This is a genomic window from Enterobacter sp. BIDMC 27 (assembly GCF_000534415.1).
In the GTDB taxonomy this organism is placed as follows: domain Bacteria; phylum Pseudomonadota; class Gammaproteobacteria; order Enterobacterales; family Enterobacteriaceae; genus Enterobacter; species Enterobacter hormaechei_C.
The window spans coordinates 3,107,620-3,133,480 of the sequence record NZ_KI973178.1; the positions used below are offsets into that span (position 1 = coordinate 3,107,620).

The window sequence follows — 25,861 nt, forward strand, 5'->3', positions numbered from 1 at the left end:
TGGGTGATTTTTCCCAAGGATAGCTACATCCCTCTGGTGGACATATCCACAGGAATACGCGCACCTGCAAGGAGAAGAATATGAGTACCGCAAAAGTTGTTGATGTCATCATTCGCAAAACGGCAGAGAAGACGAAATTAACCGGTGAAGGGAATCTCTCGGTCTCTATTTCCTCACCGAGCGTGATTGAAATTCAGGGTTCAGCTCAGGACGTGGTGCGTTATGTCCGCCAGGGGAATGACCTCCTCATTTATATGAAAGATGGCAGCGTGATCCGCTGCAATAATTATTTTGTCGAAGACACGGAAACCCATAATCATTCCGAGCTGGTATTTAACGATAACCAGGCGTTGACGCATATTTCATTTGCCGATGCCGGGGAAGCATCAGGCGTTGCCGCCACCGAATTAACCGCACAGGCTGCACCCATTAGCAGCATTGAACCTTTCCTGGAGCAGGGAAGCGTCTTAAGCGATGCGCCGTGGGGCTGGATTGCCGGTGCGGCGTTAGGGGGCGGTGCGATCGGCGCACTGCTGGCTCACGGCGGCGATGGTGAAACCAAAACCAGGGTTATTGATAATACAAAAGAAGTCGAAAGCGCCACGCCGACATTTTTGCTGACGGACAACGCGGGTGACAAGCAGGGCGTGCTGAGTGCAAAAGAGGTCACGGATGACAACACCCCCACCTTCAGCGGTACCGGGCAGCCGGGCGCGACCATTCAGGTTAAAGACGGCAACGGCAGCACCATCGCCAGCACCATGGTTGCGAAGGACGGCACCTGGACGGTAACACTCCCGACCCAGGCGGACGGGGAACATACCTGGTCCGTCGTACAGATCGACGGCAATAAAACGACCTCTGCGGGCAGTATTACCGTAACCGTTTCTACAGCGGATACCAGCGTGACGCTCGCCACCACGGCGGGCGATAACGTGATCAACGCCAGCGAGCAGGCCGCTGGCTTTACGCTGTCCGGCACCAGCAAAAACCTGGCCCAGGGAACGGCGCTTACCGTCACGCTCAACGGTAAAACCTATACCGCAGAAGTGGGGGCAAACGGCGCATGGAGCGTGAAGGTCCCTGCTGCCGACGCACAGGCGCTGGGCGATGGTACCTGGACGGTCAACGTCAGCGGAAAAGACGCGGCGGGCAACACCGTGTCCGGCAGCCAGACGATTGGCGTGGATACCGCCTCGCCAGTGATCTCTGTCGACACGATCGCCCAGGACAACATCATCAACGCGGCTGAACATAATCAGCCGCTGACGCTGACCGGGAAAACCGATGCGGAAGCGGGCCAGATTGTGACGGTCACGCTGAACGGCAAAAATCACACGGCGACCGTGGGCAGCGACGGCAGCTGGTCCGTTACGCTTCCGGCCAGTGAAGTACAGGCGCTGGCTAACGGCGAGCACACCCTGACGGTAAACGTCAGCGACAAAGCGGGTAACGGGTCATCCACCACCGCCGATTTCACGGTCGATACCGCAGCGCCAGTGGTCACTATCAACACCGTCGCGGGCGACGACATTCTGAACACCAGCGAGCAGGGGCAGGCGCAGATTATTTCCGGCCAGGCGAACGGCGCGGCGGAGGGCGACATTGTCACCGTGACCGTTGGCGGCAAGACCTTTACCGGTGCCGTCCAGGCGGACGGCAGCTGGAGCGTCGGTGTGCCTGCCTCCGTCATTGGCGCGCTGGGGGAAGGTAGCCACAGCATTTCGGTCTCCGTGACCGATGCGGCGGGCAACACCGGCAGCGCGACGCACGGCATTACGCTGAGCGGCAACCCGCCGGAATTTACCCTTGACCCCATCAGCCAGGATAACGTCCTGAATGCGCAGGAGGCCATGCAGCCCCTGAGCCTGAGCGGGACCAGTAATCTGCCGAACGGCAGCGCTGTCACCGTGACGCTGAACAACGTTAACTATCAGGCCACCGTTGAGAACGGTCGCTGGTCCGTTCAGGTGCCGGTTTCCGACGTGCTGGATCTGGCGAATACCCTTTACACCGTCAGCGTCAGCGGCACCGACAGCGTGGGTAACAGCGGCTCCGCCGAGGCGAATCTGCTGGTAGACACCGTGCTGCCGCAGGTGATCGTCAACACCTTTGCCGGGGATAACCTGGTCAATAACGCCGAAGCGGCGGTTGACCAAACCCTCAGTGGACGCGTCACCGGCGCGGCGGCGGGCGATACCGTCTCTGTCACCGTGGGCGGCAAGAGCTATACCGCGACGGTTGGCAGCGACCTGAAATGGAGCGTGACAATCCCATCGGCCGACCTCCAGGCGTTTGGCGACGGCGATTTAACCTTCAGCGCCTCTGTCACCAATGCGCACGGCAATACCGGCACCGGCGAACGTGATATCAACATCAACGCCGAACTGCCGGGCCTGCGCGTGAACACGATCTCTGGCGATGACGTGATTAACGCCATCGAGCAGCAGCAGGATCTGGCCGTAACCGGCTCCAGCACTCATCTGGCCGAAGGCACACAGATCACCGTTACCATCAATAATGTCGAATACGTCACCACGGTTAACGCCAGCGGCAACTGGCAGATTGGCGTGCCGGCGGCGGACCTTCAGGCATGGACGGCGGGAGGCATGACCGTCAGCGTCAGCGCGGAAGATGCCTGGGGCAACACTGTGGCGGCTGAACACCCGATCGAGCTTGACCTGAATGCGGTGGCCGTCACCATCGATACCGTAACCACTGACGATATGCTCAACGCGGCGGAAAAAGGTGCGGATGTCACGCTTTCTGGTCAGACGCAGGGCGTGGAGGCCGGGCAGACCGTGGTGGTGAAATTCGCGGATCAAACCTTTACTGCACAGGTGCAGCAGGACGGCTCCTGGCACCTGACCGTTCCGGCGAGCGCGATGGAAACGCTGAACGACGGGCGTGCGCAGGTGAGCGTCAGCGTGACTAACGTCAACGGCAACAGCGCGGACGCCTCACGCGTGGTGATCGTCGATACGCAGCCGCCAGCCATTACGCTTGATAACCTGACCGACGACAACATCATTAATGCGGCAGAAGCGCAGCAGGATCTGGTGCTCAGCGGCAGCACAACCGCTGAAGCGGGCCAGACGGTCACCGTGACGCTGAACGGTAAATCTTACCAGACCACGGTACAGGCGGACGGTCGCTGGCAGCTGAACGTGCCTGCCGCCGACGTAGGCGCGCTGACCGATGGCAATGTCACCGTGACGGCCACCGTCAGTGACGTGGCGGGCAACAGCAGCAGCGCGGACCGCGTTGGGCTGGTGGATGCCACCGTGCCGCAGGTGACCATCAACGATTTCGTCACCGACACCAACACCGTTAACCAGCTGGCCCATGCTCAGGCGCAGATCCTGAGCGGCTCCGTCACCGGCGCGGCGGCGGGCGATTTGGTCACCATCACCATCAATAACGTGGACTACACCACCGTGGTGGATGCGGCAGGCAACTGGAGCCTCGGCCTGCCTGCGTCCGTCGTTCAGGGGCTGACGGACGGCACCTGGACCATTAACGTCTCCGTGACCGACCAATCCGGCAACACCGGCAGCAGTTCAGTGGATGTGGTGGTCAATACTGTGACGCCCGTTATCGGTATTAACACGCTGGCCGCGGATGACGTGATCAATGCGGCAGAGAAGGGCGCAGATCTGCTGCTTTCCGGTACCAGCAACCAGCCGGAAGGAACCACCATCACCGTTAATCTGAACGGTATCAACTACACCGCCACCACCGACGCCAGCGGCAACTGGAGCGTTACCGTCCCCGCCTCTGCGGTGAGCGCGCTGGGTGAAGCCAATTACACCGTGACGGCGAGCGTCACCGATAATGTGGGCAACAGCGCCGCTGCCACGCACGATGTACTGGTGGACAGCTCGCTGCCGGTTGTTACCCTCAACAACTTCGCGGGCGACAATATCGTCAACGCGGCGGAAGTGGCCGCAGGGCAAACCCTGACCGGAAAGGTTTCTAACGCGGCATCGGGCGATACCGTCACGATTATCCTCGGCGGGCAGACATACACGGCCACCGTACAGGACGATCTCACCTGGAGCCTGCCGTTAACCCAGAGTCAGTTAACCGCGCTCGGCAACGGCGACCTGACCGTATCGGCCAGCGTAACGAACGCGCACGGCAATACCGGATCGTCTTCCCTGGATGTCACCATTGACGCCCAGCTGCCCGGCCTGCGCATTGATACCGTCGCCGGTGACGACGTCATTAACGTTATTGAACACGCGCAGAACCTGGTTATCTCCGGCACCAGCACCGACCTGGCGGCGGGTAGCACCGTCACCGTGACCATCAACGGCAAGAGTTATTCCGCCTCGGTACTGGCGGATGGCACCTGGCAGGCTGCGGTTCCGGCCGCCGACGTCTCCCGGTGGGCAGACGGGTCGCTCACCATCAGCGCCAGCGCGCAGGATACCTCCGGCAACCCGGTGAATATCGGTACCGTTGTGGATGTCGATCTCGCCCCGGTGGCGATAAGCATCAACAGCGTGACGGACGACAACGTGCTTAACGCGGCAGAAAAAGGCCAGGATCTGGTGCTGTCCGGCTCCTCCTCGAACGTTGAAGCGGGCCAGACCGTTACCATTATCTTAGCGGGTAAAACCTGGACCACGACGGTCGATGCCAACGGCGACTGGACCTGCACCGTACCGGCTGCCGATCTAAGCGGCCTGAAGGACGGCGACGCCAGCGTACAGGTCAGCGTCACCAACGTGAACGGCAACGCGGCCTCTTCCTCGCAGGCATTCAGCGTCGATACCGCCGCGCCAGCGGTCACCATCAACACCATCAGCGGCGACAACATGCTGAATGCGGCAGAGGCGGCGCAGGATCTGACCCTGAGCGGGACGTCTACTGCCGAAGCAGGCCAGACGGTCACCGTGACCTTCAACGGCAATCAGTACACCGCCCAGGTGCAGGCGAACGGCAGCTGGACGCTGGACGTTCCGGCGGCGGATCTGGCGGGGATCGCCGACGGCAGCGCGGCGGTCACGGTGACTGTGTCCGATAAAGCGGGCAACCCGGCCAGCGCGGGGGCGTCCGTGCTGGTCGACACTACCGTGCCGCAGATTATCTTCAACATTGTGGCGGGCGACGACATTGTTAATATTGCCGAGCACGGCCAGGCGCTGATTGTCACCGGCAAGGTGACGGGCGCGCAGGCGGGCGATGTGATTACCCTGAGCCTGAACGGGAAAGACTACACCGCGATGCTGGATGCGTCCGGCAACTGGAGCGTGGGCGTTCCGGCGACGGACGTGGGCGCGCTGGCTAACGGCGATCAGACGATCTCCGCGACACTCACCGATAAAGCGGGCAACAGCACCAGCGCGACGCACGCGTTTGACGTCTCCCTGACCGCGCCGGTGATTGCCATCAATACCCTGGCGGTTGACGACGTGATCAACGCGACCGAAAAAGGCCAGGACCTGTTGATCTCCGGCACCAGCAACCAGCCGGACGGGACCCGCATCACCGTAACCCTGAACGGTATCAGTTACGCCGCCACCACCGATGCCAGCGGTAACTGGAGCGTCACCGTTCCGGCGGCAAACGTCTCGGTACTGGGCGAAGCGAGCTACAGCGTGACGGCCAGCGTGACCGATACCGCGGGTAATAGCGCGAATACCAGCCATAGCGTGCTGGTCGACAGCGCGCTGCCGCAGGTCACCATTAATGCGGTTGCCACCGACGACGTGATTAACGGGGCGGAAGTGGCTTCCGGACAAACCCTGAGCGGGAAAGTGAGCGGCGCGGCGAGCGGTGACACTGTCACGATCGGTATCGGGGGCAACACCTATACCGCGACGGTTCAGGACGACCTGAGCTGGTCGGTTAACGTGGCGTCTGACGTCTTAACCGCTATCGGTAACGGCGATCTCACCGTAACAGCGAGCGTGACCAATGGCCACGGCAACACCGGCACCGGCGAACGCGACATCACGATTGATGCCAGCCTGCCGGGCCTGCGCGTGGATACCGTAGCAGGCGACGATGTGATCAACAGCATCGAACATGGTCAAAACCTGATTATCACCGGCTCCAGCGACGGGCTGGCGAGCGGATCGGCGCTGACGGTCACCGTCAACGGCAAAATCTACGCGGCAACCGTGCTGGCGGACGGCACCTGGACGGCGGCTATTCCGGCGGCGGACGTCGGCGCGCTGAGCGCAGGCACGATCACCGTGACCGTTGACGGCCAGAGCGCGGCGGGTAACCCGGTTTCCATCAGCCACGACGTGAAAGTGGATCTGGCGGCAGTCGCCATCAGCATTAATCCGATTGCTTCTGACGACGTAATCAACGCGGCTGAGAAAGGCGCGGATCTGGTGCTGTCTGGCTCGACCACCAACGTGGAAGAAAACCAGACCGTTACCATCACCTTCGGCGGCAAGTTGTACACCGCGACGGTGGATGCCAGCGGCAACTGGACGGCGACCGTACCGTCTGCCGATTTGGGCGGACTGAAAGACGGCGACGCCAGCGTGCAGGTCAGCGTCACCAACGTGAACGGCAACAGCGCGTCTGCGGGCCGCGAGTACAGCGTGGATGCTACCGCGCCGTCCGTGACCATCAACACGATTGCCACCGACGATATCCTGAACGCCTCAGAAGCGCAGTCCGACCTGGCAATCTCCGGCACCAGCACCGCCGAAGCAGGCCAGACGGTGACCGTATCGCTGAACGGCAAAGATTACACCACAACCGTCAGCGCGAACGGCAGCTGGACGCTGAACGTGCCGGCAGCTGACCTTGCAGGATTAACCGACGGCAGCGTCACCGTGACCGCGGCCGTCAGCGACAAGGCGGGTAACCCGGCGTCGGTTGACCACACCCTGACGGTGGACGTCACCGTACCTGCGGTGACCATCCACACCGTTGCAGGTGACGATGTGATTAACGTGGCTGAACACAATCAGGCGCAGATTATCAGCGGCTCCGCCACCGGCGCGGCGGCGGGCGATAAGATCACCGTCACGATCGGCGGCCAGACTTATACCACCGTGCTGGATGCGGCGGGTAACTGGAGCGTGGGCGTTCCGGCCAGCGTCATTTCCGGCCTCAGCGACGGCAGCGTGACCGTCACTGCGTCAGTCACCGACGCGGCGGGCAATACCGGCAGCGGCACGCATAATGTGACCGTCGATACCGGTCTGCCGTCGGTCAGCTTCAACGCCATCAGCGATGACAACGTCCTGAACGCCGTTGAAAAAGGCCAGGATCTGAGCGTCAGCGGCACCAGCGCCAACCTGGCGGAAGGCACCGTGGTCACCGTGACCCTGAACGGTAAAAACTACACGGCGACAACTGCGGCAGACGGCACCTGGAGCCTGACGGTTCCGGCTGCGGATCTGGCCGGTCTCGGTCAGGCCAGTTACACCCTGAACGCGACGGCCACCAACGGCGTTGGCAACAGCGTGAGCAGTTCTGCGAACCTGCTTGTCGACACCGCGCTGCCAACCGTCACCATCAACACCGTGGCGGGCGACAACGTCATCAACGCGGCGGAAGTGGCGGCAGGCCAGACACTGAGCGGCACCGTGGCGAATGCCGAAGCGGGCAACACCGTGACCGTGACTATCGGTGGCCACAGCTACACCGCAACGGTGCAGAATAATCTGTCCTGGTCCGTCAACGTGCCGTCTGACGTTCTGACCGCACTCGGCAACGGCAGCCTGAGCGTGACGGCGACCGTCACCAACGGCCACGGCAACACCGGCACCGGCGAACGCGAGATCGCTATCGACGCTAACCTGCCGGGCCTGCGCGTGAATACCGTGGCGGGTGACGACGTGGTCAACACCATCGAGCACGCGCAGAACCTGATTGTTTCAGGCTCCAGCGACGGGCTGGCGCCGGGCACGGCGCTGACGGTTACCGTCAACGGTAAAGATTACGCGGCAACGGTACTGGCAGACGGCACCTGGAGCGCGGCGATCCCGTCCACCGACGTGAGCGCGTGGCCGGAAGGCACCGTGAAAATCAGCGTTACCGGTGACAGCGTGGCGGGTAATCCGATCACCATCAGCCACGACGTGACCGTGGATCTGGCTACCGTTGCCATCAGCATCAATGCGCTTGCCACCGACGACGTGATTAACGCGGCGGAGAAGGGCGCGGATCTGGTACTGTCCGGTGTGACCACCAACGTGGAAGCCGGGCAGACCGTGACCATCAGTCTGAACGGCAGGATCTACACCACCACCGTGGACGACAGCGGCAACTGGACTTACACCGTGCCGTCAGCGGATCTGGCTGGCCTGAAGGATGGCGACGCCAGCGTGCAGGTGAGCGTCACCAACGTGAACGGCAACAGCGCCTCGGCGGGCCGTGAGTACAGCGTGGATGCTACCGCGCCGTCCGTGACCATCAACACGATTGCCACCGACGATATCCTGAACGCCACGGAAGCTCAGTCAGACCTGGCAATCTCCGGCACCAGTACCGCCGAAGCAGGCCAGACGCTGACCGTATCGCTGAACGGCAAAGATTACACCACAACCGTCAGCGCGAACGGCAGCTGGACGCTGAACGTTCCGGCGGCGGATCTGGCAGGATTAACCGACGGCAGCGTGACGGTCACCGCCTCAGTCAGCGACAAGGCGGGTAACCCGGCGTCGGTTGACCACACCCTGACGGTGGACGTCACCGTACCTGCGGTGACCATCCACACCGTTGCAGGCGACGATGTGATTAACGTGGCTGAACACAATCAGGCGCAAATTATCAGCGGCTCCGCCACCGGCGCGGCGGCGGGCGACACCGTCACCGTCACCATCGGCGGCCAGTCGTACACCACCGTGCTGGATGCGGCGGGTAACTGGAGCGTGGGCGTTCCGGCGAATGTGATTTCAGGCCTCAGCGACGGCAGCGTGACCGTCACTGCGTCAGTCACCGACGCGGCGGGCAATACCGGCAGCGGCACGCATAATGTGACCGTCGATACCGGTCTGCCGTCGGTCAGCTTCAACGCCATCAGCGATGACAACGTCCTGAACGCGGTAGAAAAAGGGCAGGATCTGAGCGTCAACGGCACCAGCGCCAACCTGGCGGAAGGCACCGTGGTCACCGTGACCCTGAACGGTAAAAACTACTCGGCGACGACTGCGGCAGACGGCACCTGGAGCCTGACCGTTCCGGCTGCGGATCTGTCAGGCCTCGGTGAAGCCAGCTACACCCTGAGCGCGACGGCCACCAACGGCGTGGGCAACAGCATCAGCACTACGGCGAACCTGCTTGTCGATACCGCGCTGCCAACCGTCACCATCAACACCGTGGCGGGGGACAACGTCATCAACGCGGCGGAAGTGGCCGCAGGCCAGACCATTACCGGTAAGGTGGCGAACGCGGACATCGGTAACACCGTGACGGTGAACATCGGCGGCAACACCTATACCGCGACGGTGCAGAGCGATCTGACCTGGTCCGTTAACGTGCCGGAATCCGTCCTGACCGCGCTGGGCAATGGCGATTTAACGGTGTCAGCAACCGTCACTAATGACCATGGCAATACGGGAACGGGCGAGCGCGATATCACTATCGACGCCAGCCTGCCGGGCCTGCGCGTGGATACCGTCGCGGGCGACGATGTGATTAACAGCATCGAGCATGGACAGAACCTGATTGTCACCGGCTCCAGCGACGGACTGGCGGCAGGCACTACGCTCACCGTGACCGTCAATGGCAAAACCTATGCGGCCTCCGTGCTGGCAGACGGTACCTGGAGCGCGGCGATCCCGGCAGCAGACGTCGGGGCCCTGGCTGCGGGCACGGTTACCGTGACCGTTGCAGGCCAGAGCGCGGCGGGCAATCCGGTCTCTATCAGCCACGACGTCACCGTCGATCTGGCAGCCGTGGCGATCAGCATTGATGCCATCGCCACCGACGACGTGATTAACGCGGCAGAAAAAGGCGCGGATCTGGTGCTGTCCGGCAGCACCTCGAACGTAGAGGAAAACCAGACCGTTACCGTCACCTTCGGCGGCAAGACGTACACCGCCAAAGTCGATGCCGACGGCAACTGGACGGCCACCGTGCCTTCCTCGGATCTTGCGGGTCTGAAAGACGGCGACGCCAGCGTGCAGGTGAGCGTGACCAATGTGAACGGCAACAGCGCGTCTGCGGGCCGGGAGTACAGCGTCGATGCCACGGCGCCAACCGTGACCATCGACACGGTAGCCGGCGACAACGTGATCAACGGCAGCGAAGCGGCTGCGGGCGTGGCCATTTCCGGCACCACCACGGCTGAAGTCGGTCAGACGGTAACCGTTAACCTCGGTGGAAACAGCTATACCGCACAGGTTCAGCAGGGCGGCGTCTGGAGCATTAACGTGCCGGCCGCCGATCTGTCCACTCTGGCGGATAACGGCTACACCGTGCAGGTGAGCGTGAGTGACGCCGCGGGTAACCCGGGCAGCGCGGGCAAAGCGATTACGCTCGATACCACGCCGCCGACCGTCAGCTTTAACGTCGTGGCGGGCGATGACGTCATCAACAGCGTTGAGCACGGGCAGGCGCAGGTCATCAGCGGCACCGCAACCGGCGCCAGCGTCGGCGATAAGCTGGTCATCACGATAGGTTCGAACCAGTACACCACCACCGTTGACGCCAGTGGCAAATGGAGCGTGGGCGTTCCTGCCAGCGACATTTCTGCCCTGACCGACGGCACCGTGACCCTCAGCGCGACAATCACCGACAGCGCGGGCAACAGCAGCACCCAGACCCATGACGTGGTGGTAAATACCGCATCGGTCGCGCTGACCGTCAACACCCTCAGCGGTGATGACGTGATCAATGCGGCAGAAGCGGGGGCGTCGCTGGTCATCAACGGCTCCAGCGCGCAGTTTGCTAACGGCACGCAGGTCACTATCACCCTGAATGGTAAGAGCTATACGGCCACTATCCAGAGCGATGGCTCCTGGACAACCACCGTACCGGCCGCCGACGTGGGCACCCTGGCCGACGGCGCGAGCTACCAGGTTTCTGTTTCGGCGCAGGACAGCGCCGGGAACAGCGCCTCGGCGACGCACACCATCAGCGTGGACACCACCGCGCCGGTGATTAGCGTGAACACGTTGTCGGGCGACGATGTGCTGAATGCGGCGGAAGCCCAACAGCCGCTCACCGTACACGGCTCTTCCAGCGCGGAAGCAGGCCAGACGGTGACCGTCACGCTGGGCGGGAAAACCTACACTGCGCTTGTGGCAAACGACGGCACCTGGACGCTCGACGTCCCGGCCGCCGATCTTGCCAACCTGAGCGAAGGCGCGCTGACGGTCACCGCGTCGGTGAACGACAAGGCGGGTAATAACGGCCAGACGACGCATACCTTAACGGTCGATACCGTCGCGCCAGCCGTGACCATCAGCACCGTGGCCGATGACGATATCGTCAACAACGCCGAGCAGCTGGCGGGACAGACCATCAGCGGGACCACCACCGCGGAGCAGGGCCAGACGGTGACCGTCTCCTTCAACGGCAACAGCTATCAGGCGACCGTGGCGGCGAATGGCTCCTGGTCCGTCTTCGTGCCGGGACGCGACTTCCTCGGACTGAGCGACGGGGATTACACCATTACGGCTACGGTGAGCGATAAGGCAGGTAACCCGGGCAGCGCAACGCACGACGTGACGCTGAACGGCGACGTGCCGACCATCGCCATTAACACCTTTGCGCAGGATGATATCGTCAACGCCGCCGAGCACGGCACGCCGCTGGTTATCAGCGGCACCACCGATGCGCCAACGGGCCAGACGGTGACCATTACGCTTAACGGTAAAACCTACACGGCTACCGTTCAAAATGACGGCACCTGGAGCTATACGGTCGGCAGCGCAGACGTGACCGCGCTGGCGGACGGCGGTTCGTACGTGATTAACGCGCAGGTGAGCAACGCCATCGGCAACAGCGCCAGCGATAACCATACCGTTACCGTGGATCTCACCGCACCGTCGATGGGGATCAGCATTGATTCCCTGCAAAACGATACCGGCCTCAGCGCGAATGACTTCATCACCAACGACAGCCAGGTGGTGGTGAATGGTTCCCTGACCGCGCAGCTCGGCAATAACGAGAAGGCGCAGATCAGCCTTGACGGCGGTACCACCTGGATTGACCTGACCGTCACCGGCACCACCTGGCGCTACACCGATGGCCGTACCCTGACCGACGGTACGTACCAGTACCAGGTGCGCGTGATCGACAATGGGGGCAACGTTGGGGCAACGGACAGCCAGGACGTGGTAATCGATCTGACGAAGCCTGCGGCGGCGACTATTACCGTGGATTCCGTCTCGCAGGATACCGGCCTGTCCGACAGCGACTTTATTACCAGCGACAACCAGATCAGCCTGAAAGGGACGCTCGGCGCGGCCCTGGGCAGCGGCGACCACGCTCAGATCAGCCTCGACGGTGGCGCAACCTGGACTGACGTGAGCGTCAGCGGCCTGAGCTGGACCTACGTTGACGGCCGCACGCTGGCCGACGGAGACTACAACTATCAGCTGCGGGTGATTGACGACGCGGGGAATATCAGCGCCACTACCAGCCAGGTGGTGACCATTGATACCGTCGCGCCGGACGCCAGCAAAACGATCGCTATCGACAGCATCAGCGACGATACCGGCCTGAGCAGCAGCGACTTTATCACCAATGATACCTCCCTGACGCTGCACGGCTCGCTCGGCGCAACGCTGGCCGACGGCGAATATGCCCAGATCAGCATCGACGGCGGGGTCACCTGGCAGAACGTGATCGTCACTGGCAACAGCTGGTACTACGTGGACGGCCGCACGCTGGGTAACCAGACCTATGACTACTACGTTCGCGTAGTGGATGCGGCAGGCAACGTAGGTGCCAGCGCTCATCAGCAGGTGACGGTCGATACGGTCGCGCCGGATGCGGCGATTACGGTGACCGTGGATAACATCACCGTCGATACCGGCTTCGACAATAACGACTTCCTGACCAGTTCGACCTCGTACACGCTCAACGGGACGCTTGGGGCCGAACTCGGGGCGGGTGAGTATGTGCAGGTGAGCATGGATGGCGGCACCACTTGGGTTTACGCCACGGTAAGCGGCACCCGGTGGAGTTATAACGACACCCGCACCCTGGCCGACGGCGACTACCGCTATCAGGTGCGGGTTGTCGATCAGGCGGGCAACGTTGGGGCCACCACCACGCAGGACGTGACGGTGGATACCCAGGCGCCGCAGTACGGCATCACCATTGACAGCATCAGCGAAGATACCGGGCAGTCCGGGAGTGATTTCATCACCATGGACACCTCGCTGACGATCAACGGCTCGTTGGGCAGCGCGCTGGCCAGCGACGAGCGCGTACAGATCAGCCTCGACGGCGGTAATACCTGGATTGACACTACCGTCACTAACCAGCGCTGGAGCTATACGGATACCCGCGATCTGGCAGATGGGGATTACACCTACCAGGTGCGGATCATCGACCAGGCGGGCAACGTCGGCTCAACCTCTTCGCAGGTGGTAACGGTTGATACCACGCCGCCTGACACGGTGGGAACGGTGGTCAGCTATACCGACGGGGAAGGTGAACGTACAGGCACGTACGGCGCATCAGTCGCGACGGACGATACCTCGCCGCTGATCAACGGTACGCTTAACCGCGCTCCGGAAGATGGCGAAATCGTGCAGCTTTACCGGGACGGGATCTTGCTGGGTCAGGTCACGATGAACGGCAGCGCAAGCTGGTCCTATCAGGACAACGGCCTGCTCGACGGGAATCACACCTACATTCTGCGCGTCACCGACAAAGCCGGTAACTACACGGAATCGGATGGCTTTGTGCTGAACGTCGATACCAGCATCCCGACCACCACCGCGGCGATTACTGCCCAGACCACCTCGGATACCACGCCGATTGTCAGCGGTACGGTCTCCGCAGACCTGGTGAACGGTGAATATCTGGTGGTGACGGTGAACGGGAAAACCTACACCTCCCAGACCGGCGGTGCGGTGGTCGTCGACCCGGATCACAATACCTGGTATCTACAGATCCCGGACAGCGATGCCCTGAGTGTGGCGAGTTACGACGTAACCGCGCAGGTGAAGAGTAGCGCGGGCAACGGTAACACCACCGGTACGGCAACCGGTAGCCTGGTGATCGATACCACCTCGGTGAATACCGACTGGGCGACCACTGCGGGGAACAGCAACAACTCAACCATGACTCTCGGCATGAACAGCAGCGGGCTGTGGAATATCATTGCTAATGGACAGTCTTATTCCAGCAGCGATGATTCAACCTATGCCGGGAATACGTTAACTAACACCCGTAGCTACTATGTGGTGAGCCAGACGGCAGCTGACTTTGACCGTAACGGCACGCAGGATATCTTTGCGACGGAGAACACCTACGCGGGCTCTACGCAGGTGATGTGGACCTACGATGGCAGCAGCTACACCGCCAGCCAGCTGGCGATGGGAACCACCATCTGGTACGGCGGCGTAATTGCCTACGATAAAACCGGCGATGGCTATCTTGATCTGGCGTACGGCGATGCCGGTATGGACTCCCTGACCTACCTGGTGAATACCAACGGCGTTCTGTCGCCGGACGGCACCGGCGGGGAAGGTGGATTCTACGGCCAGTTCGATTCCGGGCGTGAAATCTCCGGCGTCGACCTGAACAACGACGGTACCGTGGACATCGTGCAGCACACCAACCGCAGCGGGGCGTACTCGCTCACCGTGATTAACAACAACGGGAACGGTACGCTTTCCATTGGCCAGAACTTGACCAACGTGTTTGTGGCCAACGCCTCGAATACCACCACGGCGGCCTCCATGACGTGGGCGGACTTTAACGGCGATGGCTACATGGATCTGTACCTCGGCAGCAGCTACAACAACAACGGCGGGGTGATTTACTACAACGACGGTACCGGGCAGCTTTCCACGACCAAAAGCGCGGTGGAAGCCTCTAACGCCACGGCGGGCTATCTGTCGGTGGCGGTAGACTGGAACGGTGACGGGCAGATGGACATCATCAAGCTCAGCACCTACGGCAGCTCACAGACGGCGACCCTGTTCACCAACAACGGCTACGGCTCAACCTGGACTTCAAGCCAGCTGGCTTCTGGGCTGGCCAACGTCACCGGCGTCGCCGCGGTGGACTACAACTGGGACGGTGCGCAGGATCTGCTGGTGTCTCAGCAGAACGGTAAGGTGGTGCTGGTGCAGAACAATGCGGAGATCGCTGACGGTACCGCGATGCATCTGCACATTGTCGATAGCGAAGGCATCAACGCGTACTACGGCAATACGGTCAATCTGTATAACGCTGCGGGCGTGCTGGTGGCCTCGCAGATCATCAACGCTCAGTCCGGCATTGGCTCGAACGATACCTCTGCGCTGGTGAGTTTCTACGGGCTGGATCCGAACGAAACCTACTCGGCGGAGATCGTGAAGATCACCAACGGCGTCTCGGATAACGTCACCTGGACCGGCCTGGACGCGGGCAACGGCAAAGAGGGTTATGTTCTCACCGCCGAAGCGGCCACCGGCGGCCACAGCGGAACCATTACCGGTACCGGGTATAACGACACCTTTATCGCAGAGGATGGGACCTATACCTATAACGGCTCCGGCGGCTGGAATACCCATTCCGACTACGACACCTGGAGCAATACCGGCGGCATGGACGTGGTGGATTATCGTAATGCCACCTCTGGGATAACCGTTGATTTGCGCCTCTCAACGGCGCAGGACACCGGATTCGGTACCACGCGGTTGTTGAATATTGAAGGGATTAACGGCTCCGACTATGACGACGTGATCACCGGCAACAGCGGTGATAACCAGTTCGAAGGCCGGGGCGGGAACGACACCTTCAACATCGGCAGCGGCGGTCACGATACGTTGCTCTATAAGCTGATCAACGCGTCTGACGCGACGGGCGGCAACGGTAGCGATGTGGTGAACGGCTTTACCGTCGGCACTTGGGAAGGGACGGCGGATACGGACCGTATCGATCTGCGCGACCTGCTTTCCGACAGCGGCTATACCGGCACCGGCTCGGCGAGCTACGTGAACGGCGTGGCGACGCTGGACAGCAGCGCGGGCAACATCGCCGACTACATCCGCGTTGTGCAAAACGGCAGCAACACCGAGATCCAGGTTGACCTGGACGGGACGGGCGGTCAGTTCACGCCCACCACGCTGGTAACGCTGAACGGCGTGCAGACGGATCTGGCGACGCTGTTGGCCAATCATCAACTGTTAATTGCGTAAAACAACGCCGCGGGGAGCGATCCTCGCGGCCTTTTGCGTTTCTTTACACGAATAGCCATAACCCTATATTTCACAAGATTATTTTGCGGGCTCGTTTAGACAGTGTTCGATTTCTAATCATCCCGGAAAGGTATCATTTCAGAGCGAAATCATCGCCCTGAACAGGACGTAGCATTATGAAGACACATCCACAGTACGAACCCTGGTTGCAGGGCATGCTCATCATCGCGAAATATTATCGGCTGGATTTTTCGGCGGAGCATGTTCGGGTCACGATTAACCATGAAAGCCAGTCTCCACGCCAGCTGGTGCTGGAGGAGATGGCGCGCCAGCTTGGGCTGGGGATGCGTTGGGTGGCGGCGGGAGCCGTAGCGCTCGATCCGTGGCGTTTACCGCTGCTGGCGGAGTTCACCGGCGGGCAAATTGCGGTCATCAACCGTATGGACAACGAAGGAAACGTCAGCGTGCAGTTTAGCGGCGACGGGAGCCTGGAGACGACGCTGACGCGCGACGAACTCGGTTCGCGGTTAAAGGGGCTGATGGTGCTGCGTCCCCTGGAGTCCACGCCGGATGCGCGCGTGGATGATTACATCAAACCCTATGAGAAAAACTGGTTCTGGCAGCTGGCGCTGAAAGACTGGCGTCGTTACAGCGACATAATGCTGGTGGCGCTGGTCGCCAACGTGCTGGCGCTCTCCGGCATGGTCTTTTCCATGCAGGTGTATGACAGGGTGGTGCCGTCCCAGTCGGAGGCCACGCTGTGGGTGCTGTTTGGCGGTGTGATGATCGCCATCGTGTTTGAATTCATCATGCGCATGCTGCGGGTGCATATTTCGGACGTGGTAGGGAAACGCGCCGACCTGCGTATTTCCGAGCGCGTGTTTGCCCACGCCCTGAGGATTAAAAACGGCGCACGGTCGAAATCGACCGGGTCGTTTATCGCCCAGATCCGCGAGCTGGAGTCGGTGCGGGAGCTGATCACTTCCACCACCATTGCCGCTATCTCCGATCTGCCGTTCTTCCTGCTGTTCGTCTTCATTCTGTGGATGATTGGCGGCCCGCTGGTGCTGGTGGTGCTGCTGGCCGTACCGCTGCTGCTCATTCCCGGCCTGCTGGTGCAGCGCCCGTTGGGAAAACTCTCCAGCGAAGGGATGCGTGAATCGGCGATTCGTAACGCCACGCTGGTGGAAGCGGTGCAGGGGCTTGAGGACATCAAGCTAATGCGCGCCGAGCAGAGGTTCCAGAACCAGTGGAATAACACCAATGACGTTGCCGCGAGCGTCGGCATGAAGCAGCGCTGGCTGACGGGGCTGCTGCTGACCTGGACCCAGGAGGTGCAGTCTATCGTCTACGCCGTGGTGCTGCTGGTGGGGTGTTATCTGGTTATCAGCGGCGACATGACCACCGGTGCGCTGGTGGGGACCTCGATTCTGGCGTCCCGCACCATCGCGCCCCTGTCGCAGATTTCCGGCGTGCTCTCCCGCTGGCAGTCGGCAAAGGTGGCCCGCAAGGGACTGGATGACCTGATGCAGCGCCCGATTGACGATCCCCAGCACGGCAAAAAAGTGCATAAAGCCCATCTGCGCGGTGATTATCGGCTGGACGACGTTGGGTTTTATTACGATGAAGAAGAGAAGCTTACCGTGCTGAATATCAGCAAACTGCGCATTCGCGCCGGGGAGCGCGTGGCGGTGCTCGGGCGGAATGGTTCGGGGAAAAGCACCTTGCTGCATCTGCTGGCGGGAATGCAGGAGCCGCAGCAGGGCAGCATTTTGCTGGACGATATTGCTCTCAATCATCTTGACCCGGCCGACGTGCGCCGCGATATGCAGTTGCTCAGCCAGCAGGCGCGGCTGTTCTTCGGCTCCGTACGCGACAACATCCTGATGGGTAATCCGCTGGCGACAGACGAGGAAATCCATCAGGCGCTGGTCAACAGCGGCGCGCTGGAGTTTGTGCGCAAGCAGAAAATGGGGCTGAACACCATCATCAATGAGGGCGGAACGGGGCTTTCCGGCGGGCAACGTCAGGCGCTGCTGCTGGCGCGCGCGCTGATCACCTCGCCGAATATTCTGCTGCTGGATGAACCCACCGCCTGGCTGGATGAGGTCAGCGAGAAGCAGTTTATCCAGCATCTGCACCAGTGGCTCGGTAAGCGCCGGACGCTGGTGGTGGCGACGCATCGTCTGCCGATTCTGGACCTGGTTGACCGCATCATCGTCCTGGAAAACGGCAAAGTGGTGATGGATGGCCCTCGTGATGCCATTTTACGCCAGCACGGAATGGCCCCGCAGCAGGCGCCGCAGCGCACGGTTAAACTGAAAACGGAGGGCGTGGCATGAATGATTTCTCCCGCTTTAACAGCCGGCTGAAGGAGCCCCGCCTGCCGCGTTCGTCGCTGGTGGCATGGTCGCTGTTTGCCCTGCTGGTGGTCTTTATAACCTGGGCCAGCCTGTTCCAGCTGGATGAGGTCACGACGGGTAGCGGCAAGGTGATCCCGTCCTCCCACGAGCAGGTGATCCAGTCCCTGGAAGGAGGGATTATTCACAGTCTGATGGTGCGCGAGGGCGATATCGTCGAGCGTGGTCAACAGCTTGCCCAACTGGACCGGACGAAAACCGAGTCCAGCGTGCTGGAGAGCGAGTCTCGATTAAACGCTGCGATGGCGACGGCCGCGCGTCTGAATGCTGAGGTAAACGACACCGGGCTGACATTCCCGGCAGAGCTGGATGACGACGTTGAGTTGGTAAAACAGGAAACGGCGCTTTATCAGTCACGTCGCGAAAGCCTTGAAAAAGGGCTGGCGGGTTTACGCCAGGGAGCGGATCTCGTGCAGCGTGAACTGGCATTAACGCGCCCGCTGGTGACGCAGGGGGCGGCCAGTAAGGTCGAAGTCTTACGCCTTGAACGTCAAAAAAATGAGCTGGAGAGCAAAATCACCGAAATGAAAAACCAGTACTACGTTCGCGCCCGCGAAGAACTGGCAAAAGCGAACGCGGAAATGGAAGCGCAGCGTTCGGTCATGAAAGGACGCGAAGATTCACTCACCCGCTTAACGTTTAATGCGCCGGTGCGTGGCATCGTGAAGGACATTGACGTGACGACGGTGGGCGGAGTGATCCCGCCGAACGGCAAACTGATGAGCCTGGTACCGCTTGATGACCAGATGGTGATAGAAGCGAAAATCTCGCCGCGCGATGTCGCGTTTATCCATCCCGGGCAAAAAGCGCTGGTGAAAATCACCGCTTATGACTACTCGATCTACGGCGGGCTGGAAGGGGAGGTGACGATGATTTCCCCGGATACCCTTCAGGACGAGGTGAAACGGGATGTTTATTATTATCGCGTTTATATTCGTACTGACAGTAACCATCTGACCAACAGGCAGGGCAAGGAATTCCCGGTGTTCCCGGGCATGATAGCCACGGTTGATATCAAAACCGGCAGTAAATCCGTCATTGATTATCTGCTGAAACCATTGAATAAGGCAAAAGAGGCGCTGCGCGAGCGATAAAAAAGGCGTTCAGCAAACCGAACGCCCGTCAGATCAGAGTGTAGGCGTCATGTTGACAGCATGGCGTCGTTCTTTTGGTACCACGTTAATGTAATGTGTGACATACGCAAAATATAATCCGGCATAATTTTCGACCAGCTCGATAAAGGCCGGGTAAATTGACATCCGGCCATCGCCGCGATCTTTAAGATAACCTGCCTCCTGCGCCGATTTGATAATGCGGTTGACGTGGATACGCGAGACGAAAAATTCTTTTGCCAGTGTGCTGGCTGAATACGCTATTATGGCACCGTGTGCTGTTTTGTTTTTAATGGCCTGCAAATAGAGATAGAGCATAATCATTCGGCCACCATCCTTATCAATAAATAAACCCACCTCCGGAAGCACTTTCCTGAATGTTAATCCGCGGAAAAGGTACTCTGCGGCGCGCCGGAAAAAGTTGTGCCTCAGAATATCATTGTCCAGAAGGTTAGCATTTATATTAAATGTCGGAAAAAGAATGCTAACAGGCGTAAACGCCCCGGACATATAGCGTTTCAGCTCATCCAGTCCTTTTTCCGTTGGTGCGATTTTTGTTTTTCGGCGATCTTCGGTACAGCGCCAGGTCTTAATTCGCCCGGTGGTCTTAAGTATGGTGATGATGGCGATAACACTGTTAGGACTGGCGATATTATAACGGGTACACAGTGCCTTTATCTCTGAAACTGACTCAGCCTGATTGCCAAAAACAAAACAACACATTGACAGTATTATGTTGAAGCGTGATTCCTGAAGCATCGTTTTGTAAAACAAGGGTTGTTTTTTATAAATGGCATCATTGATTCTGTAGTGCTCTGTTATAGCTTCACCAAATCGCGGGTTGTTTTTAATAACATCCCTTCGATGTAGCAAAGCCCTGGATGAAATGTGATTATCCATAGCATTTTCTCTTTTTGTCTGGGCCGATAAGATGAAGTGTCCGGTCTTCTTTTTCGGAATTTTCATTATACCTTGTGAAGTGCATATTTACTGTCGTTATATGAAAAGAAAGTAATATTTATGCTGCATATGGATGAGTGGGTTGATTAACGCAAAGATGTTCCCGTGCATAACATTGATAACGGTTTATTAACCAAATGGGGTGCGGTAAAATTATTCAATGCGACAAAGAATATTGGCTTTAATCACATTTGGGAATGATGTTTGCATTCTCAGGAGCAGGTTATGTCTCAAAACTTACCTTTTATGCAAGGTACTTGCTACAAGCAACGATTCGTTATTTCAGCCTGCGGTTTCACCTTCGAGGGGTATAGCCTGCTTCTCAAGTCTCGTGGCGTAAACGTCACGCGGCTCCATTTTGAAGATGATGAAGTTTGCTCAGGTGATGTGCAAAAAATGATGCAAAATCAACAGCCTGATATTTCTGTTTTTCTTGGTCGCGACGTGACTGCCTTTCTTGAAAGCCTGAAACGGTTGGTCTCGGTTCTGAATGCACTGCCGGTTATTTGTAGCGTGACCCTGTATGGTGCAATACCAGAGAGATGGCTTTATGCCACGCTGAAAAGTCTCGTTAATAATACCAAATCGTTGTCGAGGATCAGGGTGGCGAATATTTCAGAGGTAATGAATTGTGTAGAGAGTATTTCTGATGTGCATGCCGATTCGTCACGTTTATTGCGTGAAGGACCTGAGAAGGAAGGTAAGGAAAGCCTGCATGGTTTAACAAAACGTGAGTTAACCGTATTGCTGAATTTTTATCGGGGTATTTCGATAAAAGAGCAGTCAGCGAGGTTAGGGTTGTCAGATAAAACCATTTATACCCATCGGAAAGTGGGGTTGAGTAAATTATATCTTATCAGAGTGTGGTTTAGCGATGCACGTGTCTTAAGGGATGAGGTCTATGCAGTAAAGAACAAAGCGCAGGGGTTTTCGGAAGCAGAAATAAATATATTGCAGGCGTTACATAAGCGGGAAATCTTTGCGGCTTATCAAATTATTACCGATGGCGATAAAAAAGGAGTAGGCTTTGAAATTCTGCTGCGCTGGCATAAAAACGGTCAGGTCCTGAAACCAGGCCAATTTCTGGATGGGATAAAAAATGGCGAAATTTGGCTCAAGCTGACGGCGTTAGTCATTCACGCGGCCGTATCAGGTATCAACAGATACAATGGAAAATATTATTTTTCGGTTAATATTCCTCCTCAACTGGCTGCCGGGAACGCGCTGCCGGGAATGGCGAAAAAAGCCGTTGAAATGTTACTGAAACCGCAGTGGGCCGGGAAACTTGTCTTCGAATTAGCTGAAACCATTGATGTAACGAAGGATCCAAATATTCCTGTCACTCTCCAGCGTTTACGCGCCGAGGGATGCCGGCTGTTTCTGGATGATTGCTTTTCCAGACATTACGCTATGTTACCCATCCGACAGATTAATGTTGATGGACTGAAGCTTGACCGCGATATAGTCGAGCACTTTGTTGCTAACGACAATGACAATAGCATTATTAAAGCGATACAGATATACAGCGACATGACGGGAAGGGAATGCGTTGCGGAAGGCGTCGATAGCGAAGAAAAATTTGAAAAACTTGTCGCATTAGGGGTTAAGCGCTTCCAGGGATATTATCTTTCCCGGGCGGTTAAAGAAGATGAGCTGGATCGAATGGTACGGCTATTTAGTTAATGGCTTCACTATACTGGTGGTACGACAGACTTAACTCTTCGACCACCAGCAAAAACAGTCACTCACCAGGGCAATAATCTGTTATCAGATATCATCGCGCGTAAAACCGACAACAATTTCAAGCGTGTTTCGAATGACATCGCAGGCTTCGGGCTCCTCGGTAATTTCGAGGGCGTGAATCAGTTGCAGGATAATCTCTTTATTTGAGAGATTGTCACCGGTCAGCATAATACAGCGTATTGCCGAGCCCAACACTTCAACCTCACCACTGAGATGCTTTCCAGCATTAAGAAAATGTTCCGCCAGTTCTTTATCGTGCAGGGCTTCAAAATTATACGTCTGCTGCATAATCGCTTTACTCATGGTGGTCACCGTTTCGGTTAAAATTAGTGTTTCTTGTCTGGGGTCAGAAGCGTGTTGTGAGTAAAGAGAGAGCGCATGCGCCCAATTTCATAATCGCCCATCACTCTTCCCCGGTCGTGCGAGACGCCGGTTACACGCTGGCGCACTTCATCTTCAGCGGCAATCAATGCATTTTTACGTTCATCATTTGATTCAACGTTAGCCATCGCCCGCAGGCGATTAGCAAGAGACACAAAGGTAATAGGTCCGTTCTCTTTCAGTATGGATAATACGGCCTCACCGATAAGGTCATCCTTAAGTCGTTCAAATTTAGTTCTATGCATAGCTTCAATCTCACTCTGCTACACGCAGCAGGCTGTAGCATGGGGTTAGTCATCGCATTCAGGAGCTCTATTCTCACTCAGCATGACTAACTTAGTAAGTTAAAAAAACAGTGTTCAGGTTAACGCTCGAAGAAGAGGGCTATCAGACCGTTATAGTGCGCTTTCTCAACGTCAGACGTTGACTCTTCAATTCTGCGCAACAGCTTTGTACAGATTGTCATTCTGCTCAGTTGTACATTTTCTTTGATGATCTCACTGACGATGGCACCAAGGGTTTCCTGCTGTGTCGGGACGTTATCCTTGTTAAAATACAAGGTGATAGCGCTTTCTGCTGTAGAGGGAGCATGGTTGCGACGCATAATTTTCCACCGTTAACAAACAATTTTGTAACATCACTGGCATCGAATTTATACTATATGGTCAAATCTGTACATTAAAATTGTACAACTTTTCACATGGATCGTGTTTTTGTCAGGAAAACTATCAACAATAGGGGGGGAAAGAGCAGGAAAGAGGGGAAAAGGAAAGGCCCCGAAGGGCCTGAAATTATTTACGTCCCAGCAGAAGTCCCAGAACGATACCTACCGCACCCGCAGCGATTAAGCCCGTTAAGGGATTGTTTCTGACGGCTTCAGTGACATCCGAGACGGCATCACTGGCCTGGGCAGCATATTTTTTCGCTGCACCTTTCACCTGGTGTTTAGGGGAATCAACGAATTCACCAAACTGCTGCTGCGCAGAGCCGGATAATTCATCAAGTTTGTTTTTGGCTTTATCGCCAGCGTACTGTGCATTTTTATCAGTGTCGAAATCAGACATTCCAGCCTCCTTTTGTTGGTAGTCTAAGGATAGACGCTGATTGCAGGAGTGAGCGAGAATTCGCTGAAATCGACGGCAGATTGCCCCTTTTTAGGACATGTCTTTCTTACATGACCACCATAAAGTCCAAAAAATGTCGTTCTCTACGCAGCGCGAAGAGACTGTTTCTGCCGTGCGTGAGTGCGAAAGGTAACGTAATAGCCAAGGGATGCGGCCAGGCACAGCATATAGCCGAATGATTCCGAACCTTCCTCCACGGCGTTTTTCACGACACGCATATAGCCATGCTCCAGGATGTCGTGCCACAGCACCTGCATTCCAAAGAGGCGGGAGAAGACCAGTACAGCCAGCAGGCCGCTCAACAGAATGCCGTACCAGGGGGATTGGGTATATTTTGCCAGCTGTTCCAGGGTAGCGCGAAAATGCATAACGGGGCGAATTAACGCCAGCAGAGCGGTAATCAGCGCGAACCACACCCAACTCCCATGAGAAATGAGATCAAAAAGCGCGTCCAGTTCACGAATTAGCATTGTCAGGAAAAATCCGCCCACCAGAATATTACAGTAACGCATGGATTCGTCCATTTTCGCCAGACGAAAATGGAGAAAGACAATAGTCGCTAATACCGTTTCCTGCATAATTTCGGTCAGTGATAATTCCGGAATATCATGGCCGACAAACCGCATATCAACCCAAAGACACAGTACAATAAGTGCGCAAGCGGCCGCTGCGCCAACGAAGAATAAAAAGCTCTTTAGTACAATCATTAACACCACCATTTTGTTTGTAGCGAATATGTTAGGTGACGCGAATGTTATTTCTGTTCACATTGTGCCATATAAGTGCGAATTTTTAACATTTTGAGCTAAATAGGGTTGGTCACGACGAGACGAAAGCGTAAATATCGTCAGCCTCGTCTGTGCTGTTTAGGCGGGCGCTGTCATTACGGAGGGTGCCTTCAGGCAACGGGATGTTAGGGTATTGAGGGACCAGTGAGAGGTGGAAAACACAGCTGCGGAACTATCTTGTCGATGTTTTTTTAAGAACGAACTCTGATAGAGAAAGCGTTCAGTTCCACAAAAAATGCTGTTTCTCTACCCTGGCAATTATTTTTCTTCTGTGTACTCACCTTTTGATTTCAGTTTACCTCTAACAAGGTTGGCGCAACTGGTTGCATTCTGTAAACTCTGATCGTTTACAATAGAGGACCGAGATTTTAAAACTTCGTTGTAAGCATCTTTAACTTTCGGACTGACTGTTGCAGCATAACTATCTGGCGGGAAGTCACCCAAAGGTTCTTTGTCACCGCTTAAGGCCTTAGCGCAAGCATTATTAATTTGGTCATCAATGCTTAATTGATTTGCGTTAGCAGATAACGAAAAAGCTAAAACCAAAGAGGCGAGAACAATTCTTTTCATACTTAGTCATTCCTTAATGATGAAGCGTTGTGATCCGAATTCAATATGTAAAACCCAATTGTGATAGTAATATTTATCAAAGTGTATAGAAATTCTATTAGATAAACCGGATCCGAACCAGTTTCAGCAATGTTTTCTGTCCGAACATGCTGTATCCGACTTATTTTTTTTACTACAGGCTAAATGTTATCAAAGATAAATATATCCAACATGTATTAGTCTATTCTTTTTCGTATTCTTATGACACCTACATTCTTTAGTGGGGGGTAGTGTGCTTGCACAAGTCTTTAAAAGTAGGATTTTTAAGGGAGAATGACGTTGTATGACTTCATCTGTACCACACTTGCATTACACTTAATAACAAGAACAACCAACACGTTAATTTTAAAGGGACAGTGCATGTCTGCCATGGATTTATCCAATCTACTTTTCGCTCATGACGCACCTGATTGCCCACTTCTGGTATATCAGCGA

General features: G+C 57.1%; 11 protein-coding genes. 4 read left to right on the plus strand and 7 right to left on the minus strand.

Features of this window, described 5'->3' with window-relative positions:
- Positions 1–80 precede the first annotated feature (80 nt).
- The 3 genes from L463_RS07965 (at position 81) to L463_RS07955 (ending at position 19,803) form a co-directional block, all read left to right on the plus strand.
- Entirely contained in the window at positions 81–16,289 is a 16,209-nt protein-coding gene (locus L463_RS07965) for an Ig-like domain-containing protein (protein ID WP_032673213.1), read from the plus strand.
- 176 nt (positions 16,290–16,465) lie between these two features.
- On the plus strand, positions 16,466–18,631 hold the full coding sequence (locus L463_RS07960; RefSeq protein WP_032104110.1) for a type I secretion system permease/ATPase: 2,166 nt from the start codon (positions 16,466–16,468) through the stop codon (positions 18,629–18,631).
- Complete coding sequence (locus tag L463_RS07955; RefSeq protein ID WP_032104109.1) at positions 18,628–19,803, plus strand: HlyD family type I secretion periplasmic adaptor subunit; 1,176 nt, start codon at positions 18,628–18,630, stop codon at positions 19,801–19,803. The genes L463_RS07960 and L463_RS07955 overlap by 4 nt, the downstream gene beginning before the upstream one ends.
- Before the next feature lie 33 nt (positions 19,804–19,836).
- Here the strand turns inward: L463_RS07955 and L463_RS07950 are convergent, their stop codons facing one another.
- Positions 19,837–20,721: a hypothetical protein gene (locus tag L463_RS07950; RefSeq protein ID WP_032104113.1), complete on the minus strand. Its 885-nt coding sequence runs from the start codon at positions 20,719–20,721 to the stop codon at positions 19,837–19,839.
- Between the two features lie 285 nt (positions 20,722–21,006).
- Here L463_RS07950 and L463_RS07945 point away from each other — a divergent pair, with 285 nt between their 5' ends.
- Entirely contained in the window at positions 21,007–22,464 is a 1,458-nt protein-coding gene (locus L463_RS07945; protein ID WP_023296586.1) for an EAL domain-containing protein, read from the plus strand.
- A gap of 84 nt (positions 22,465–22,548) precedes the next feature.
- Here L463_RS07945 and L463_RS07940 read toward each other — a convergent pair whose 3' ends face one another.
- The 6 genes from L463_RS07940 to L463_RS07915 form a co-directional block, all read right to left on the minus strand.
- On the minus strand, positions 22,549–22,827 hold the full coding sequence (locus L463_RS07940) for a biofilm development regulator YmgB/AriR family protein (protein WP_017384011.1): 279 nt from the start codon (positions 22,825–22,827) through the stop codon (positions 22,549–22,551).
- A 23-nt stretch (positions 22,828–22,850) separates the two neighbouring features.
- On the minus strand, positions 22,851–23,150 hold the full coding sequence (locus tag L463_RS07935) for a hypothetical protein (protein WP_017693452.1): 300 nt from the start codon (positions 23,148–23,150) through the stop codon (positions 22,851–22,853).
- Between the two features lie 119 nt (positions 23,151–23,269).
- Positions 23,270–23,509 carry a regulatory protein YcgZ gene (gene ycgZ / locus L463_RS07930; RefSeq protein WP_003857265.1) on the minus strand — a complete coding sequence of 80 codons (240 nt, stop codon included), beginning with the start codon at positions 23,507–23,509 and terminating at the stop codon, positions 23,270–23,272.
- A gap of 187 nt (positions 23,510–23,696) precedes the next feature.
- The gene (locus tag L463_RS07925) at positions 23,697–23,969 is read right to left on the minus strand and encodes an ElaB/YgaM/YqjD family protein (protein ID WP_003857263.1); all 273 of its coding nucleotides are present in this window, start codon (positions 23,967–23,969) and stop codon (positions 23,697–23,699) included.
- A gap of 143 nt (positions 23,970–24,112) precedes the next feature.
- Positions 24,113–24,736, minus strand: coding sequence for a hypothetical protein (locus tag L463_RS07920; RefSeq protein WP_032104107.1), 624 nt, complete (start codon positions 24,734–24,736; stop codon positions 24,113–24,115).
- 339 nt (positions 24,737–25,075) lie between these two features.
- Positions 25,076–25,387 carry a hypothetical protein gene (locus L463_RS07915; RefSeq protein WP_032673214.1) on the minus strand — a complete coding sequence of 104 codons (312 nt, stop codon included), beginning with the start codon at positions 25,385–25,387 and terminating at the stop codon, positions 25,076–25,078.
- Between the last annotated feature and the right edge of the window lie 474 nt (positions 25,388–25,861).